Below are 16,567 nucleotides of genomic sequence, written 5' to 3' on the forward strand. Positions count from 1 at the left end.
TAGAAAGGAACGATTGCGTATTTCATCATCTAAAAAATCAAGGAGTGTTTTTATGATCGAAGTAAAATTAGGCGATATTTCCCGTCTTGCTAATCGAGTAGACGCGATTGTGAATGCCGCAAATATAGCTCTAATTCCTGGTGGAGGTGTAGACGGCGCTTTAAATCAGGCAGCTGGTCTAAAATTGAAGCAAGCGATGGCTAAGATTGGTGGAACTCCTACGGGAACAGCCGTGATAACGCCAGCTTTTGATTTACCAGCAAAGTATGTAATCCATGCGGTAGGTCCACGTTATATTGATGGCCAACATGATGAAGAAACATTATTGTATTCAGCCTATGAAGCTGTTTTCCAATTGGCACGAGAAAATGATATACAAACACTTGCAGTACCGGTATTGAGCGCAGGCATTTATCAGTACCCCAAAGAAGCGGCAGCCCGCTCTTTATACAATGTAGCGAATCGAGTTGAAAATCAAAGGATTGCTACTCAAGTGATTGTATTTGATGATGTTTGGCTGGAAATTTTTAAGAAAATTAAACGTGGTAGTAAAGATGAAAGCGATTAATTATTTTTATCAGAATTTGGATAAAGTGATAAACTAGTCTATAAATAAGCGAAAAGTGAGGCGAACAATTTGAAAGCTATCTCGATTCATCCTGAGCCAGTAATGGATATTCTACTAGGAAAGAAGAAAGAGGAATACCGATCATGGACAACCCATCATCGCGGACCTTTATTAATCTGCTCGACAGCTATCAAGACTCCTGGTTGCATTTCAGGTTATGCTGTTTGTATTGTTGATTTAACCGATGTAAAAAAATTGGCTGACGATTCTTATGCATGGATTTTTGAGAATGTTCGTTGTATCAAACCGTTTCCAATTAAGGGGCAACGCCGGCTTTACCATGTGCCAGATGAGCAGATTGTTGTACCAGTGGAAGGTGAATTTAAGTTTGATGATGGTGAGAAGGTTGTGACTGAAAAATTTTGGCAAAACCATTATCTAGCGCTGATTAACTAAAAATTTTTGAGAGTACGAATATCAGGTAAAATTATGTAAAACTTGATGTGAGCACAAACGGCTTCCAGTTAGTGATTAGAGGCAAAGAATTCTTAATAATCAAAAGGCAGTTTCTTACTGTTGATCACTGGTACTGGGATTATACTTTTATCATGTAATATTAGCCTTTATGTCGGATAACTATAACACTGAATTAATAGAAATAAATAAAGACAAATGGTCTTTAAGAACTGACCTAAAAGATTGAGACAGTAATAAAAAATATTTTTCTAGGCTGCTGATTTCCGAAATTCTATCGGAGATCGGCAGTCTAGTTTTTGTTGAGTTAATAAAGAGGTAATTCTATTTCGTTTCAGGTTATTGTGTCAGGTCCTTACTTTAGCCCTTGCTTTTTTATTTTTTGAAAAAAATTGGGATAACCTATAATCGATGAATTTTTTAACGAAAAATGCTCAAAAATGATGATATTAACAAATAAATAGCCTTTAAAATTGCTTTTAACGTTTTTTAATTTGATTTGAATTCACTATTTTTTTACTTTTTCCTCTTCATCTTAAAAAAATCAATCTGTTAATTACGTATTTTGAATGATTTTGACTAAAAATTGCCACCACCATCTATTTATATTATTATTTGTTAACAACATTAGAATATTTCAAGTGTTTGATATTTCTTTTACTTTAAAAATGGAAAATTACTGAGAAAATGATTTATTGATCAATAGCCTTTCATTTTTTTATCAAAGTACAAAAATTATGAAGAAATGGCGGATGATGACGGTCAGCTAAAGGGGAGAGTTTACTAGCAAGTCGTTCTTTTGAGAGGAGAATGATCATGGATTTTCGTTCAGTTTTAGGAACAAGCAACAAACGGCGATTAGCATTATTAGAACGACTCTATTATCGTCGTGATGGGTGGTCGAGCGATCAATTATTAAGCGAGCTGAATTGTTCGCTGCCAATTTTATTAAATGATATTGAGTTGATCAATGATGAATATCCTAGTTTTCAAATTACGAAAACAAAAGGGATTTATCGATTGAATGTGGGGAAAAGAGTTAGTCTAGGGAATTTATACGCGAATATTTTGAATACTAGTCCAGAATTCCAGATTATTGAAGAACTTTTGTATGAAGAGTGCGAAAATATTACTGCATTAGCTAAAAAACTGTACCTCAGTTCTTCCAATACACAGCGTTATTTGAAAAAGCTAGAGAAAATCTTATCATTGGCGGGCATGGAATTATGTTATCGGCCATTGCGAGTAGAGGGAAACGAAGGAGAAATCCGAAATTTTTATTATCGATTTTATAGTGAGAAACAAAATGCTTTTGAAAGCTCGATGCCGAAATTACCAACGAAGCACTACCATATTATCGGAGAATATGTAGAAGAGTTTGTCAGAGTGAATCAAATTCATGAAAAATATGTTTTTCAAAAGCGCTTGATTTATAATTTCTATATTAGTATTTGGCGAGTGAAAAATGGTCATAGTTATCCAAAAGGAGAGCTGCGGACTGAAGGATTGTTTTTGCCTATGGATATCGAGTATAAGAAACTAAGACAAGCCGTTCGAGAAGGTTTAGATCTAGAATTAACACCAGAAATGGTGAGGGAAGGTCTGTGGTTAATTTTTTCTGATTCAATCGTATTCAGCTTTCAACACCGTGAACTTGCTATGACAGATAATGCAAACTATCAGCAGCTATTTATGCGTCATTATGAACTCGTGGAAGAATACAATGAGATGCTAGGCTACCGATTAGAAAAACAAAGCAGAATTGATTTAGCGACCGTTTTATCAAATGATTTTTATATGTATGATCCTCAAGGGCAATATGTCTGTTTACTATGGCGTAACAGAACTATGTTTTTATCGGAAGCATCAAAAATGTATAGTCGCGGAGTAGAAAAAATAACGAATTTAGTAAAAAGATTTGTAGCGAAATATGAGATGTATCAGGAAGAAGATTTTATCCGTAACTATGTCTATCTACTGATTACGATGGAAGAAAGGTGTATGGAATGGTTGGCAAATCAAGAACCACTATTAAAAGTTTTGTTATTATCTGATTTGACGCCTACAGAAGAAAGCTTTTTAGCGAAACAAATTTCTGATACAATTTATGGAAACTTCATAATCAATCATTTTGAGAATCTATCAGGAGGAATCGCTCAGCTGCATTATGAGTTGAAAAATTATGATTGCTTGATTACTACAGGTTCAGCTGAAGGCTTGCCGAATGATTATCCCGTAGTCGTAATTGATCCTTTTTTAACTAGTCAAAGTACACGTTGGATACAAGAAATGATCAGTGAGCTTGAAGAAAAACGGAATTTGGTCACTATGATAGAATAGTAGCGAAAGAAGGTTGAGTATGGATAATAATAGTATGGAAAAAATCAATCAATTTCGCGATGAACGAAACTGGCGTCCTTTTCATAATGAGAAGGATTTAGCCTTGTCGATCTGCTTGGAGGCGGCTGAACTATTAGAGCTTTTTCAGTGGAAAGATTCAGAAGAGGCGCGGACGCAAACGGAGCGGTTGAAGGAAGAATTAGCGGATGTACTGATTTATTCTTACATGATGGCAGATAATTTGGACTTTGATATTGACGAGATCATTAGTGAGAAATTGAAGAAGAATGCGATTAAATATCCGGTAGAAAAAGAGTAGATTTTCGATACTAGGTCGCAAAAAAAGCAGAATTTTCTGCTTTTTTATTCATGTAATTCCAACGGTAAGCCATCTGGATCAAAGAAGAAGGTCATTTTCTCTCCAGTAAAATCATCGGTGCGCAAAGGCTCGCAATCAATACCGTGACTATTTAAATAAGCGACTGTTGCTTCGATGTCCGTTGTTTTGAACGCAAGATGGCGTAAGCCTGCTGCTTCTGGAAAGCTAGGACGCTTTGGGGGATTTTTAATAGCGAAGATCTCTAATTCCGCATCATTTAACTGTAAATCCAATTTATAATCTTGGCGTTCTGGTCGGAAATTTTCACGAATGATTGGCAGACCAAGAATATCTACATAAAAATGTCGTGCCTTTTGATAGTCTGAAACGATAATAGCGACGTGATGGATGGCAGAAAAATCTGGTTTTTGCATGAGTAGGTCCTCCTTTTTTCTCATTATAAGCTAGTTGGATTAAAAAAAGTATGTTATACTCCAATCAATTGAAGAGAAACATTTGGGGTGCTTTTTGGCTGAGATTATACCCATGGAACCTGATGCAGTTAAAACTGTCGCAGGGAAATGTAGCTAGTTGACTGATTGTACCCGACCATTTTATTTTGGTTGGGTTTTTCTGTCTTTTACTCCTTTTGTTTCTTGTAGAAAGGAGTTATTTGTCGTGGAAAAAAGTAAAATTCATAAGTTGACGTTATTGGCTCTAATGATCGCATTAGATGTTGTGTTGTCTCCCTTGATGCGGATCGAAGGGATGGCGCCGATGTCCAGTGTGATGAACATTATCGCCGGAGTGTTGCTAGGACCATTTTACGGAACAGTCATGGCGTTAGTCTGTGCATTGATACGGATGACGATGTTAGGAATTCCGCCTTTAGCGTTGACGGGTGCAGTATTTGGCGCATTTTTTGCTGGTTTATTTTATCGTTTAGGAGGAAGGCTGATTTGGTCAATGCTGGGTGAAATCGTGGGTACAGGAATCATTGGTTCACTCTTATCCTATCCTGTAATGGTCTGGTTTACAGGGAGTCAAAATGAGTTGTACTGGCTAATTTACACACCGAGATTTGTCGGAGCAACGTTGATTGGTTCGGCGATTGCTTTTGTTGTGTTGGTTAAATTGCAGGAAACAACGATTTTTAAACGCTGGCAGCGATTGTTTTCAAGTGAAAGGATGTTTGGATGATCAAAACGAATGTTTCAAAGGGATTTCCATTAGAAAATGCTACGTTAGTTCATTGTATAACCAATGAAGTGACCTGTGAAACGGTCGCAAATGCATTGCTTTACGTTGGTGCAAAGCCGATCATGGCTTCTGATCCTCGGGAGTTTGAGGAATTATTTCAACAAACAGATGGGTTGCTGCTGAATATCGGACATCTGTCGGAAGAACGTGGGACCAGTCTGATGGCAGCGAGCAAACTAGCAAATAGCGTTCATAAGCCAACGGTGGTAGATTTGGTCGGTTATGGCATCAGTCGGGTTCGAAATCAAGTAGGGCGTTCGTTGGTGGCAGAAAATCCAACAGTAGTAAAAGGCAATATTTCTGAACTACGGAATTTTTGCGGGCTGTCGAGTCAAGCTCGTGGAGTGGATGGTAGTGAGCTAGATCAAAGTGAGGAAGCAATCGCTGAATTATCGGAAGCTATGCAGAAGTTAGCGGCTCTTTATCCGAAGACCACGTTCCTAGCAACAGGTACTCAAGATATTATTGTCGATCAAGAACGTATTTTTCATTTAATGAATGGTGTGTCTGCGTTGGATCGTTTTACCGGTACAGGCGATGTTGTAGGTGCGTTGATTGCAGCTTTATTAGGCAGCGGAATGAAAGCGATTGATGCGGCTGTAACTGCGGTTAGCTATTTTAATCTTTGCGGTGAGCAGGCAGGAGATACGATCGGTTTAGCCGCTTTCCGGCAAGAGACGTTGAATCAGCTTTCAATATTGATGGAGGAGAACTGGTGGACAAAAGTGAAAGGACGGGAAATGCAGTGGACTTAACCTTATATTTAGTGACTGGTCGGTATGATTTTCACGACGATCAATTTTTAGCGGTGATTGAAGAAGCCTGTCAAAATGGTGTGACATTAATTCAATTACGAGAGAAGACTTTGTTGACGGGTGCTTTTTATGAGCTGGCTTTGAAGGTAAAAGCTATTACGGATCGTTACGATGTTCCTTTAATTATTAATGATCGTGTTGACATTTGTTTGGCAGTCGACGCAGCAGGAGTGCACATCGGAGATGATGAGATGCCGGTGGGTATTGTTCGTTCGCTCATTGGTACAGAAAAAATTCTAGGGGTATCAGCAAAAACTGTGGATCGTGGCTTAGAGGCTGAAAAGGCAGGAGCGGATTATTTAGGGATTGGTGCCATTTTCCCGACAAAAACAAAAGACACTGCTTTGACTTCGATTGAGACGCTAAAAGCGATTAATGAGGCAGTGACGATTCCAAGTGTTGCGATCGGCGGTATCAAAGAAGAAAATCTATCTGATTTTCGTGGAACAGGGATTGATGGTGTTTCGATTGTTAGTGAGATCATGTTAGCGGAAAATGTTGGTAAAAAAGTTCAGGCTCTAAGGGAAAAAATAGCAGAGGTATTGGAGGAACATGTATGATCAATTCAACACCACAAGTCGTAACGATCGCAGGTTCTGATTCTGGCGGTGGCGCTGGAATTCAAGCCGATTTAAAAACGTTTCAAGCTCGAAAAGCTTTTGGTATGAGTATCATCGTAGCATTGACAGCCCAAAATACTTACGGAGTGCAGGATAGTATGGCGATTCCCAGTAGTTTTATCGAAGAGCAGTTTGATTCTCTAGCCGCGGATTTTACGATTGGTGCGGCAAAAACCGGGATGCTGGCAGATGTCGAACGCGTGGAAATTGTCGTGAAGAAATTGAAGCAAGTCAATTTTGGACCATTAATTGTTGATCCTGTGATGGTGGCTAAAGGCGGTCATCACCTGTTGCAAAATGATGCAGTGAAAACCATTAATGAGAAACTATTGCCGTTAGCTACCATCGTGACTCCGAATTTACCAGAGGCAGAGGTGATCATCGGACAGCGAATCGTTACGGATCAGGAGATGATCGAGGCGGCGAAGAAGCTGCAAAATTTGGGCACGAAAAACGTTGTTGTTAAAGGTGGGCATAGCCAAAATAAAGAGGCTGCTGATTTTGTTTTACTAGCATCAGGAGAAAGCTTCTGGATGAGCGCTCCGAGAGTAGAGACCGCCAATACTCATGGAACAGGCGATACCTTTTCGGCTTGTATCGCTGCTGAGTTGGCAAAAGGGAAAGATTTGAAGGAAGCGATCATCATTGGAAAGAAATTTATTCAAGCCGCAATTAGTCAACCTATTTTCGTTGGGCATGGTCACGGGCCAACGAATCATTGGGCAGAGATTTCTGATGACATTTTGATCAGATAAAAAGGAAGTTGAGGTCATCTCAACTTCCTTTTTAATTTGCTTTCAAGCAAATAGCCTGTCCTTGTTTTTGCAGATGAGCGACATGCTGTTCGCCCCAATTGCACAGGCTATCCAAAATATCTGATAGACTGCGGCCGTAGTTGCTTAATGAATATTCTACTTTCGGCGGAACTTGCTGATAGACTTTGCGATCAATGATATTGTCCTCTTCCAATTCACGCAGCTGCTGCGTCAGCATTTTCTGGCTAATACCAGTGATACCGCGCTTCAAATCACTAGGCCGCATGGGTCCATGTCTCAGATTGCAAAGAATAATGGGCTTCCATTTTCCGCCGATGACATCCATCGTCGCTTCAACACCGATCATATATGTACGATTTTCCAAAACAAATTTCCTCCTAAAAACCTTGATATAATCCAAAAGTTACTGAAAGGTACCTATAGTACAAAAAAGTGGGTACTTATCAAAAGATCATCAACAGTATATAGTATCTTCTCGTAGGTTACAAATACTTTTTTGATGTCTGGTTTCATGAACTGGCTTTATCGCTCAGAGCGAACGTTTATTTAAGAAACCATTTTTCAAAAGGGCGAAAAGTGGTTTTGATTGTCGTCACGCCTACCAATCCGCTAATCGGGCTGAAGCACGAAGTGGAACTGGCAAAGCTGAAGGAGTTCATGAAACCATTCTAAGGAGGAACAACATGGAAAAGAAAATTTCACCAAACTTCACGTTACTGGCTCTCGCAATCAACGCCTTTGCGATCGGGTCAACAGAATTTATTAGTGTAGGGCTTTTGCCGATGATCGTTAAAAGCTTCAATGTCACATTAGCTCAAGCCGGTTTAACCGTTTCTTTATACGCGTTAGGCGTCACGATCGGAGCCCCTTTATTAACGGTGTTAACCGGAAAATGGAATCGTCGCAATCTGATGATCGGGATCATGCTGCTGTTTATTAGTGGGAACTTATTAGCAGCCTTTGCACCGTCCTTTATGATTTTATTGCTGGGGCGTATTTTAGCGGCGCTGGCTCATGGCATCTTTATGTCGGTTTCCACCGTGATCGCGGCGGATGTCGTAGAACCTTCCCGTCGTGCTAGTGCGATCGCCATCATGTTTACAGGTTTGACTGTGGCGACCGTAACTGGAGTGCCGTTGGGGACTTTCATAGGTCAACAAACCACGTGGAATATGTCCTTTATCTTTATTGCAGTGGTTGGACTGTTAGGCTTAATTGCCAGTAGCTTCTTAGTGCCTCGTCAGTTGCCAATTCCCGGTAAAGTTGACTTGAAGGGCTTTGTTCGAATTTTTACCAATAAACCATTGGTCATGTCCTTCTTAATCACTGCCTTTGGTTATGGTGGAACCTTTGCGGCTTATACGTATTTGTCGCCAATTTTAGAAGGCTTTGGATTTTCAGCTAGTGCTGTTGTCATTATTTTGATTGTTTACGGAGTGATGGTGGCGATCGGCAATACGATTGGTGGACAGCTTGCCAATGAAAAACCGCTAGCTTCGTTGATTAAAATGTTTGGTCTTTTAATGGCGGCTCTTGTATTCTTATTTGCGACTACTTTGATTGGAAACAATATTCTAGGTTTGCTGGCGGCGTTGCTCTTGGGTCTGTTTGCCTTCATGAATGTATCAGGCTTGCAATTGTATGTTGTACAGTTAGCAGAGAAATATGTGCCGCAAGACATTACTTTAGCTTCAGCGTTTAATATTGCTGCCTTTAATATCGGGATCACACTAGGTTCGACAGTGGGAGCGCAAGTAACTGGGAAAATGGGCATCGCCTACACACCTATTTTTGGAGCCGTGATTGTATTGTTAGCGATTCTCTTGATTGTGCAGGTGAAGAAAAGTGAATCACCAGAAGCATCTAATGAAATGACCGAATGCAAAGAATAACAGAAAAACCGTGACGAACACTCGTCACGGCTTCTTTGCATCCTTCCAAATTTGAGCCAGAATATCTTTCAAGACTAAAAAGGCATCTTGATCGTTATAACCATAATTCTTTTTCAAAAGCAGAAGCATATCTTTTATTTTGGGGATGTAGTCATTCAAATCGACTTCTTTTTGATAAGTCGCTAAGATGGGGTATTTTTCCGCCCAGACATTCGTCCAATCGACTTTCGCTTGTTTTTCTTCACTCGTTTTGGCAATCACTTCTTTAATAGCGTTAAGATTCGGATCAAATTCGATCAATTCATCCAAAGAAATCTTGTATGTGACGGCTAATTTCTTCGATTGGTTAATGTCAGGCAAAGTTTCATCCAGTTCCCATTTTGAAATCGTCTGTCTGCTTACACCGAGTTTTTCTGCGACTTCTTCTTGTGACAAACCTCTTTTTTTTCGTGCATTGAAGAAATTCGTTCCTAATGTCATGATGTATCCCTCCAAACTTGATAAGTTAAGTTTAGCAGGATTTGATATAAAAACTAGCGAGTATCGGCTGAACATTTGCCCGTTACTTTAACATTAAGCAGGAGTGGCTGCTTTACGAAAATGAACCAAACAAGCAATCAACACGGCAAGCAATAAAGCCAATAAGAACAACAGTGAAATTTGTGAGCCTGTAATGGTGGCAGCGATAAAGTTCGATTGGGCTTGCTGTGCTAAATTGATGATTGTCGCAACAATCGCGGTAGCAACCGCGCCAGAGAATTGCTGCAAGGTATTGAACAACGTATTTCCATCGCCGTACTCATCTTCAGATAGTAAATTCATCCCCGTGGTCATTAGGTTACTGTAAGAAAAACCGATACCGATCATATAAAAAACATGTCCTGCAATAAAACCAAGTAAAAATGGCGAGCGTAATAACAGTGTTAACGCGATCCAGCCGATGGTGGCAAAGCTTAAGCCTAGTAAGATTGGTTTTTTCGCACCGAATGAATCCAAGACACGCCCAGAGATTGGTGCTAAGATCGCCCCAACAGCCGCACCAGGCATCATGACAAGGCCGGCAATAAAGGCGTCTTTACCTAAAACGATTTGAACGAAGTTAGGCAAGACAAAGGAAATGCCTAATAATAAGAACTGACAAACTAAGAAACCGCACAAAAATAGTACGAAGACTTTATTTTTCAAAACAGTGATTCGGACTAATGGATTTTTTCCCCGTGTCGCTTGCCGATAGAAGATCAATAAGCCAAGGATACCAACTGCCAATGAAAGTAGACTCGCTAAACTTCCAATTTGATTTAAGAACATCAATAGTCCGCTGAATAGCAATGCAACGCCAATGAGACTGACAATATCTAATGCACCAGCTTTTTTGACAGATATTTCTGGAATGGCATAAAGACCAATGATTAGTGAAAGCACTAAGATCGGTAATAAAAATAAGAAGATCGAATGCCAAGAAAGACTTGCAGTCATAATACCGCCATAGGTTGGTCCGATTGCTGGAGCAATGGACGTTGTCAGTGTGCCCACACCCATCATCGTTCCGCGCTTATGCATAGGGGTGAAATTTAAGATAATGTGGAACATCAAGGGTAACGCAATTCCGGTACTAATCCCTTGCAATAAGCGTCCAATTAACAAAATACTGTAAGAAGGAGACCACAAATCTGTCATCAATCCAGCAATGAAAAAAAGATTCGCGATGATAAACAATTTTCGAATCGAAAAATTTTTCAATAGATAATTGGAAAAAGGCACCATAATAGAGATGACTAAGAGATAAATGGTCGTGACCCACTGCACCATCCCGGTGGATATTCCGAACTGCTTGATCAGAGTGGGGAAGGTCACGTTCATGGCGGTTTCGATTAAGACACCCGCAAAGGACATGATTCCAGTGGCAAGGACAGCTAGTAACAAATGGATTTTCTTTTCTTTCATATAATAACCTCACTTTAATTCGACAAATAACTTTAAATTCGGGTGTCTCCATTATTTATTTTGCCAGGATAAGAAGCAGCATTAATGGCAGGCACTTCTTTCATTGCGCATAGCATTCTGCTAAACTGCTCAACGCTTTTGGTTATGAATCTGCTTGTATTTATTTACTGCAAAAAGCATAACTGACAAAAAGAGAGGTGGTTTCTAAATTAATAGAAACCGCCTCTCTCTCGACACGCATGACGTGTTATCTGTACGATTTATTCACAAAAAGCATTTTAAAGCTTTTTATGGAGAAGGTCAAGTTTAGCGTTGGATCAAAAAGCTGATAATGGCAAAAATTGCAATGTGTGCGGGATAGAAAATATAGAAGAAATTCCGCATACTGCGACCTTTTTCACCATTGTATAAAATGATTGGAATTGCTGAAAACATCATCATCCATTGATAATTCATCGTAAACGCATGCTGTATACCACCACCGAAAATCAAGGTTACTAACGCAATGACAACAAGTGCTGCAACCTGTAAAAATTTCTTACCGTGGAAAAGATAGAATAGAACTGCTAATAAAACAAATAGAATTCCGCCTTCAGTTAACAATAGTGTTGGTACAAGTAAATTAAATGCTTGGAAAAAAAGCATGCCGAATTTAGAATCAAGCAATCCGCTAGACAACAGGCCGATTGCTAAAACACTTAAAAGGGTTGGAACAAGGAACCAAATTACTCCCTTAGCCACTTTACGGTCTTTAATATATTCGCATGCTTGCATGTAGACAGTACCTAAGAATAACGTGCCAAAAATATTATTAATAACAATTGCGTCTCCAACTGCAAAATAGCGATTCAAAATCATATTGATAATTCCCATCAGCCAATATCCTGCTAATAGACGGAACATATATTTTTTTCGATTACGGGTGTGGACAAAACCTTCTGAACTTTCAAAAAGAAAAATTGGTGCGGCGATTCGACCAATCCAATGAAACCATATGGGCACTCCTAAAAATAGAAAAAACTCCGCAATGTGATCGAGTACCATGGTCACGACCCCTAAAACTTTTAACTGGAAACCATTCATCCCTTTATTCATAAAAAAATCCTCTCTTTCTTAACAAGAGGATAACGAAATTTTTTCCATCCATCCATTTATTGAGCGAACAATCTTCTTACAAAAATGTGAGATAGAAATGTCAGAAAATTCTTTAAACTCATTGACAATAAATGGAACCTCCGTTATCATTACAATCATAAATTAATTTAATTGCCATTTAAATTTAATTTTAAAAGGAGAATTTCTATGAACGCGACGACTACTAGACAAATGATCATTATTATTAGACTGAGGACTTGAAATCTGTTTTGGAAAAACAGTTTGAAGTCCTGTTTGACATTTGTTGAGTGGGATTCTCCAAGCATCCCACCAATCGGTGAGATGCTTTTTTCAGTTTGGCAGAGTAATAGTCTTGTTTCGGTTGAATGATTTGTTGGTTAATTGTAATGAAAAAAAGGAGTGGAGAAATTGGAAAATAACGTAACAGAAGTGAACTTTCAAGAAAAATCAATCTATACGGTGGAAACAACGGAGGCACCACAAGCAATTGGACCATATGTCCAAGCAAAAGTTGTAAACGGCATGCTGTATGCTTCTGGTCAGATCGCGTTAGATCTAGTAAGCGGAGAATTAGTCGGAGAAACGATTGAAGACCAAACGTATCAAGTATTACGAAATGTCGGCGGGGTATTGAAGGCTGTTGGAGCAGATTACGACAAGGTAGTAAAAACGACTTGCTTCTTGAAAAACATGTCTGATTTTGCAGCATTTAACCAAATTTATGCTAGCTTTTTTGATAAGGAAAAACCCAGTCGTTCTTGTGTGGGTGTTGCAAGCTTGCCGAAGGATGCTTTGGTAGAAGTTGAGATTATTGCGGTTGTTGAGTAAACGTGATTGAGAAAAATATATCAAAATGAACCCGGACACTCATTTTTCTAGCGAGAACGATGAGTGTCCGGGTTAGTTGTTCTAAATCAAATGTGCAAAACAAAAATGAATACTAAAGCAGCAACTGTTTGAACAGCACCAACAGAAAGGCCGTAAACTAAGAAACGCGGTCCTTCTTTTAGAAATTTTCGAAAATCCAAACGCAGACCGATGGCGGCTAACGCGGTCGTCTCGAACCAAGTACTGATAAAATGTGCTCCTTCATCAAAGATAGCGGGCAAAGTAACGAAGCTGTTAAGGACACAGAAAATTAAAAAGCAAGTAACATACCAAGGGATCGGAAATTTTTTCTTCGATCCTTTTACTGTTACTAGGTCATCCTGTTTGGCTTTGCGTTCAAATAGGAAAACAACCACGACTAAGAAAATGATACGCGTTATTTTGAAAAGCATCGCATATTTCACTGTTTCGGGATTAATCAAGCTTGCCCCTGCTACAACCTGTCCAACCGATTGTAATGTTCCACCAAGCAGTGCACTTTTACTTAATAGTGCATCTCCGAATAGTGACATTCCCAGAAAGGGCAGCGTCAGCATCATTACTGTTCCTAGTAAATTAACAAGGGTAATAATTTGACCTTTTTCCTCATCGTTTGCTTCAATCGCCGGTGCAATCGCACCAATCGCTGATGAACCGCAAACGGCATTTCCACCAGCCATCATCAAAGCCATTTTTTCATTAAATCCAAGTTTCCGACCGATCCAATAAGCACCGATGATAACGGTAGTCATGATTAGCAGGATAAAAATCAATCCTTTGATGCCCATTTCTCCAATCGTTTGGAAGGTGACGGTGAGCCCAAGCAGTACCACCGAATATTCTAATAATTTGCTTTCTGAGAACTTCGTCCCAGCGGCTAGAGCCGGTTGTTTAAAGAAGGTATTTCCCAAAATGATTCCTAATAGGATGGCTAAAGTGGCACCACCAAGCTTAGGTAAAAACAAAGCGAATAGTTTTGCAATGATTGCTACTCCTATAGATAAGCTCAATCCAGGTAAAATCGGTTTTGTTTTAGCATAAAAATTTGTAAACATCGTTAGACCTCTTTCTTATAAAATTGAAGGGTAACTATTTATTGGGCAAGTGAAGGCGCCCGAAAATTAGATAGTTCTTGTTATTAAAAAGCTTTTTTTACGTAAAAAATCAATTGATTTTCATTGGTATTTCATTTGCATGATAAATTATAACCGATATCTTCCATTATTATAATTTATTGATATAATACCTTAAATAGAAAAAAATAATGGAAGTGATTGCGATGTTCAAATGGTTAGAAACGTTCAAAGTAGTTTATGAGACGAAAAACTTTTCTAAAGCATCAGAGATTTTATTTATTTCCCAGCCAACTGTCTCAGCCCAAATCAAGCAATTAGAAAATGAATTTGGAACACAATTATTTATCCGTAGCGGAAGAAAAGAAGTGTTAGTAACACCGCAAGCAGATATTTTATATGAACGGGCCGTTGATTTAATGAACGATTGGGAAAATTTATATCAAGCTGTTCAAACCAATCAACAACAGATTATTCGTTGCGTGATTGGGGCTTCCCATACATTTGCCACTTATGTCTTGCCGTCGCTTCTAATCCAATTGCAGCAGGAATTTCCGCATATTCGTTTTAGTGTTCAAATGATGAACTCTTTAGAGGTTTTACAAGCGGTAGAGCATCATACAGTAGATCTGGGATTTATCGAGAAGCCTTTGTCTGCTCCTACCATTAAGCGTTTTTCATTGATGGAGGATCAGTTAGTTTTAGCAGGAAATCTAGAAAAGGGTCCATGGCTGGTGAGAGAAAATACATCCGGAGTCTATTATTACACAAAACGATTTTTGGAGGAAAAGGATATAGACAGTCCAGTCATGGAAATCCAAAATAATGAAGTGATTGTGGGCTTATTGAAGCAAGGCTTTGGCTGTTCATTAGTTTCGGAACGAGCGGTAGAAGGAATTCCACATCAGAGATTGGACGAAAGCTACAAGCGGAATTTTTATCTCATCCGACGAAAAACCAGCGCTTCTGATGATATTGTGAAATGTGGGGAATTCATTTACGAATGGAGTAAGCAGCAATAAATGAACGGCAAGACCCTTCATAACGAGAAGAATTGTTACAGTTTTTTAATGAGCCGATTAATCGGAAAGACACAAAAGGCAGCCTACCGGTAAGCGGCAGACTGCTTTTTAGTTACTTCATTTGTGCTGTGGTCAGATTGTTCAAGAAAATGACGGTTTCTTCTAAACGCTGAAAGTCGACGATCGATAAGTTATCTTTTGGTGTATGCATGACCGCCTCCATCAATAGATAGATTTGCGTTGAAGTGATCGCGACCACCGGGATTCCTGCTCCGGCAAACAACATATGATCGCCCATTGGCCAAGGTTCGACTTTTTCGATGGTTGAATAATCCGTCGCAAAGTTTTTCAACTGTTCGGTTAGTTGGTCTGGACATTCGTAAAGTGAGTAGGATACCGTACTATTTTGCATTCCAGCACCGTCTACGTTAATGGCGAATTCATATTCTTCAGGGTGGTTTAACGATTGCTCCATAAAGATCATTTCCCCGGGCATTGAATAGTAGTCCTCACCATTAAACAAAACAAATTCAAGTTGATTGTCTAATTCGTTTTGGATCAATTGTTCAGCTAACGTCAGTAGAACTGCGACTCCGGTACCGTTGTCTAACGCACCCGATGTGGTAGGCTTCGTGTCGATATGAGCAGAGTAAGCAAGCTTTTTTCCTTTGCCGAAAGTAGCAATCACGTTTGCGGCAGTGGCCGGGTTGCGCTCTGTCATTAGACGTAGGGTTGCGGCTTTTTTATTTAACAATGAAGGTAAGAGAGCCCCTTTGACTGTTCCACATGGAACATTGAAGTCGCCATCTTGGATAATCGGAACGGGAACCTCCTCAAGAAAACTAACGGTAATCACGGCTAAAGGCTGTTTTTGTTCTAATTCCCGAATAATTGCTTGATGCTCTTCAGGATTCCAAAAGACCATACTTTTCGGCATAATCGGTTCTTTACAAAGCTCGCCATACATAACACAAATCTTATTGGTTAAATCCGCGGCTGCTAATTCTTGGATCGTTTGGACACAAACCAACTCGCCGCTGACATTACAAGGCATCGCATATTCCGCAGCCGCTACTTCCACTGTTTGACCATCAACAATTAGTTCTGCACCATCATTTTGCCAATCCATACAAGGAAACTCCTGCAATCGAACCTCATAGCCTAAAGAACGAAACGTCTCCGCTGCGTAGTCAACTGCTGCTTTATTTCCTGCCGATCCAGTCGCTCGAGGACCGATTTCCTGACATAATTTTTCCATGTGACGTACTAAGCTGTTTTTGATAAATTCCATTTTGCAACACTCCTTTTTCCTTTTAAAGTATTTATTTTTCTTCCAGAAAAATAAATCTGATTGTCAAGCCGAATGTCATCCAACTACACTTTTCGCTCATAATACTATCTTGATTCACCTGCCATTCCTTTTGCATTAATTAAACTGGAAAAAGTTGGACTGAGATTCCTTTAGTTGATACCATAAGTAT

General features: G+C 39.4%; 18 protein-coding genes and 1 riboswitch. Of the genes, 11 read left to right on the forward strand and 7 right to left on the reverse strand.

The features are described from left to right. Positions 1–52 precede the first annotated feature (52 nt). The 4 genes from IGI52_RS14475 (at position 53) to IGI52_RS14490 (ending at position 3,701) form a co-directional block, all read left to right on the forward strand. Positions 53–568, forward strand: coding sequence for a macro domain-containing protein (locus IGI52_RS14475; RefSeq protein WP_311872051.1), 516 nt, complete (start codon positions 53–55; stop codon positions 566–568). A 69-nt stretch (positions 569–637) separates the two neighbouring features. Beyond that, positions 638–1,024 (forward strand): ASCH domain-containing protein, encoded by a 387-nt coding sequence (locus IGI52_RS14480; protein WP_016181797.1) that lies wholly within the window; start codon positions 638–640, stop codon positions 1,022–1,024. A gap of 834 nt (positions 1,025–1,858) precedes the next feature. Then, positions 1,859–3,382 (forward strand): helix-turn-helix domain-containing protein, encoded by a 1,524-nt coding sequence (locus IGI52_RS14485; protein WP_049219522.1) that lies wholly within the window; start codon positions 1,859–1,861, stop codon positions 3,380–3,382. Between the two features lie 19 nt (positions 3,383–3,401). Then, positions 3,402–3,701, forward strand: coding sequence for a nucleotide pyrophosphohydrolase (locus IGI52_RS14490; protein WP_016181795.1), 300 nt, complete (start codon positions 3,402–3,404; stop codon positions 3,699–3,701). 44 nt (positions 3,702–3,745) lie between these two features. Here IGI52_RS14490 and gloA2 read toward each other — a convergent pair whose 3' ends face one another. After that, positions 3,746–4,135 carry an SMU1112c/YaeR family gloxylase I-like metalloprotein gene (gloA2, locus tag IGI52_RS14495; protein ID WP_016181794.1) on the reverse strand — a complete coding sequence of 130 codons (390 nt, stop codon included), beginning with the start codon at positions 4,133–4,135 and terminating at the stop codon, positions 3,746–3,748. 73 nt (positions 4,136–4,208) lie between these two features. Further along, a riboswitch (TPP riboswitch) is annotated at positions 4,209–4,298 on the forward strand. Between the two features lie 123 nt (positions 4,299–4,421). Here gloA2 and thiW point away from each other — a divergent pair. From thiW to thiD, 4 genes are read left to right on the forward strand one after another with little or no spacing between them, the layout of a single operon-like run. After that, positions 4,422–4,901, forward strand: a complete 480-nt coding sequence (gene thiW / locus IGI52_RS14500; RefSeq protein ID WP_048717960.1) for an energy coupling factor transporter S component ThiW — start codon at positions 4,422–4,424, stop codon at positions 4,899–4,901. Beyond that, positions 4,898–5,716, forward strand: coding sequence for a hydroxyethylthiazole kinase (locus tag IGI52_RS14505; RefSeq protein ID WP_311872053.1), 819 nt, complete (start codon positions 4,898–4,900; stop codon positions 5,714–5,716). The genes thiW and IGI52_RS14505 overlap by 4 nt, the downstream gene beginning before the upstream one ends. Then, positions 5,677–6,336 (forward strand): thiamine phosphate synthase, encoded by a 660-nt coding sequence (gene thiE, locus IGI52_RS14510; RefSeq protein WP_311872054.1) that lies wholly within the window; start codon positions 5,677–5,679, stop codon positions 6,334–6,336. The genes IGI52_RS14505 and thiE overlap by 40 nt, the downstream gene beginning before the upstream one ends. Continuing rightward, a complete protein-coding gene (thiD, locus tag IGI52_RS14515; protein ID WP_016181790.1) occupies positions 6,333–7,151 on the forward strand; it encodes a bifunctional hydroxymethylpyrimidine kinase/phosphomethylpyrimidine kinase in 819 nt (272 codons plus the stop codon). The genes thiE and thiD overlap by 4 nt, the downstream gene beginning before the upstream one ends. A gap of 31 nt (positions 7,152–7,182) precedes the next feature. Here the strand turns inward: thiD and IGI52_RS14520 are convergent, their stop codons facing one another. Beyond that, a complete protein-coding gene (locus tag IGI52_RS14520) occupies positions 7,183–7,536 on the reverse strand; it encodes a winged helix-turn-helix transcriptional regulator (RefSeq protein WP_102872077.1) in 354 nt (117 codons plus the stop codon). 319 nt (positions 7,537–7,855) lie between these two features. Here IGI52_RS14520 and IGI52_RS14525 point away from each other — a divergent pair, with 319 nt between their 5' ends. After that, a complete protein-coding gene (locus IGI52_RS14525; RefSeq protein ID WP_311872708.1) occupies positions 7,856–9,064 on the forward strand; it encodes an MFS transporter in 1,209 nt (402 codons plus the stop codon). A 24-nt stretch (positions 9,065–9,088) separates the two neighbouring features. On the opposite strand, the gene IGI52_RS14530 is transcribed toward IGI52_RS14525, so the two are convergent. The 3 genes from IGI52_RS14530 to IGI52_RS14540 form a co-directional block, all read right to left on the reverse strand. Then, positions 9,089–9,544, reverse strand: coding sequence for a helix-turn-helix transcriptional regulator (locus tag IGI52_RS14530; RefSeq protein ID WP_311872706.1), 456 nt, complete (start codon positions 9,542–9,544; stop codon positions 9,089–9,091). A gap of 93 nt (positions 9,545–9,637) precedes the next feature. After that, on the reverse strand, positions 9,638–11,008 hold the full coding sequence (locus IGI52_RS14535) for an MFS transporter (RefSeq protein WP_311872705.1): 1,371 nt from the start codon (positions 11,006–11,008) through the stop codon (positions 9,638–9,640). A 306-nt stretch (positions 11,009–11,314) separates the two neighbouring features. Next, on the reverse strand, positions 11,315–12,103 hold the full coding sequence (locus IGI52_RS14540) for a TraX family protein (protein ID WP_311872703.1): 789 nt from the start codon (positions 12,101–12,103) through the stop codon (positions 11,315–11,317). Positions 12,104–12,532: 429 nt separating this feature from the next. Between IGI52_RS14540 and IGI52_RS14545 the strand changes: the two genes are divergently transcribed. Then, positions 12,533–12,952 (forward strand): RidA family protein, encoded by a 420-nt coding sequence (locus tag IGI52_RS14545; RefSeq protein ID WP_218109400.1) that lies wholly within the window; start codon positions 12,533–12,535, stop codon positions 12,950–12,952. A gap of 86 nt (positions 12,953–13,038) precedes the next feature. On the opposite strand, the gene IGI52_RS14550 is transcribed toward IGI52_RS14545, so the two are convergent. After that, positions 13,039–14,046 carry a YeiH family protein gene (locus IGI52_RS14550; protein ID WP_102872083.1) on the reverse strand — a complete coding sequence of 336 codons (1,008 nt, stop codon included), beginning with the start codon at positions 14,044–14,046 and terminating at the stop codon, positions 13,039–13,041. A 224-nt stretch (positions 14,047–14,270) separates the two neighbouring features. Here IGI52_RS14550 and IGI52_RS14555 point away from each other — a divergent pair, with 224 nt between their 5' ends. Then, positions 14,271–15,086, forward strand: coding sequence for a LysR family transcriptional regulator (locus IGI52_RS14555; RefSeq protein WP_049218327.1), 816 nt, complete (start codon positions 14,271–14,273; stop codon positions 15,084–15,086). Between the two features lie 112 nt (positions 15,087–15,198). Here the strand turns inward: IGI52_RS14555 and IGI52_RS14560 are convergent, their stop codons facing one another. After that, complete coding sequence (locus IGI52_RS14560; protein WP_311872701.1) at positions 15,199–16,377, reverse strand: M28 family metallopeptidase; 1,179 nt, start codon at positions 16,375–16,377, stop codon at positions 15,199–15,201. Between the last annotated feature and the right edge of the window lie 190 nt (positions 16,378–16,567).

The organism is Enterococcus sp. DIV0187, assembly GCF_051713785.1.
GTDB classification, from domain to species: domain Bacteria; phylum Bacillota; class Bacilli; order Lactobacillales; family Enterococcaceae; genus Enterococcus_A; species Enterococcus_A avium.